Raw genomic sequence first — 1,119 nt, forward strand, 5'->3', positions numbered from 1 at the left:
GGGGTTAAGGCTCCCAGTAGACGACTGGGTTGATAGGCCGGATGTGGAAGCCCAGTAATGGGTGGAGCTGACCGGTACTAATAAGCCGAGGGCTTGTCCTCAGATGCTCGCGTCCACTGTTTGGTTCCCGGGTTGCGAACGGTCGCACCGGTTGAACCAGTCACTTAACTGAAAAGTGTGCTTGTTCGCCTAACACCCGATGGTGTTTCGGTGGTCATAGCGTTAGGGAAACGCCCGGTTACATTTCGAACCCGGAAGCTAAGCCTTTCAGCGCCGATGGTACTGCAGGGGGGACCCTGTGGGAGAGTAGGACGCCGCCGAACAATCTTTGTGGACCCTCGGTCCTGGCCAAAGCGCTGGGACCGGGGGTCCTTTTGTTTTTTAGCGTGGTGCCCAGTTCGCGAACTGGTACGAGAGACTGGCACTACGGCAGCACAAACGACAGGAGTCACGTCGATGTCCAACTCGCCCGAGGAACGGCCTGATCGGCCTGAGCGGCGCGCTCCGCGCCAGGGCGGCGACCGGGGTGGATACCGCAGCGGCGGCCCCCGGCGCGAAGGCGACCGGGCCGGCGGCGGTTACCGCCGCGACGACCGGCCGCGTGGGCGGTCCGAGGACCGGGGTCGTGATGACCGGCGTGACGACCGCGGTGGGCCCCGTCGCGACGACCGGCCGCGTGATGACCGGCGCGATGACCGCGGTGGGCCCCGTCGCGACGATCGCCCGCGGTACGACCGTCCCCGTGAGGATCGTCCCCGTGACGACCGGCCGCGCTATGACCGTCCCCGTGAGGACAGGCCTCGTGTGGACCGGCCCCGTGACGACCGTGGTGGGCCCCGTCGCGACGACCGCGGTGGCTTCCGTCGTGATGACCGTCCCCGTGAGGACCGGCCTCGTGTGGACCGGCCGCGGGATGACCGTGGTGGGTTCCGTCGTGACGACCGGCCGCGTTATGACCGTCCCCGTGAGGACAGGCCGCGTGAACGACCGGCGGGATGACCGTGGTGGGTTCCGTCGCGATGACCGGCCGCGCTACGACCGTCCCCGTGAGGATCGTCCCCGTGACGACCGGCGGGATGACCGTGGTGGGTTCCGTCGCGATGACCGGCCGCGCTAGAT

Annotated in this window: 2 rRNA genes; both read left to right on the top strand. The window is 67.5% G+C overall.

Going from position 1 to position 1,119, the window contains the following annotated elements:
- Nucleotides 1-101 (top strand): 23S ribosomal RNA (locus PV341_RS39575); the annotation flags it as partial.
- Between the two features lie 105 nt (nt 102-206).
- Nucleotides 207-323: ribosomal RNA gene (gene rrf / locus PV341_RS39580) — 5S ribosomal RNA — on the top strand.
- The last annotated feature ends 796 nt before the right edge of the window (nt 324-1,119 follow it).

Source organism: Streptomyces sp. PA03-1a (assembly GCF_033792805.1).
Lineage (GTDB): Bacteria > Actinomycetota > Actinomycetes > Streptomycetales > Streptomycetaceae > Actinacidiphila.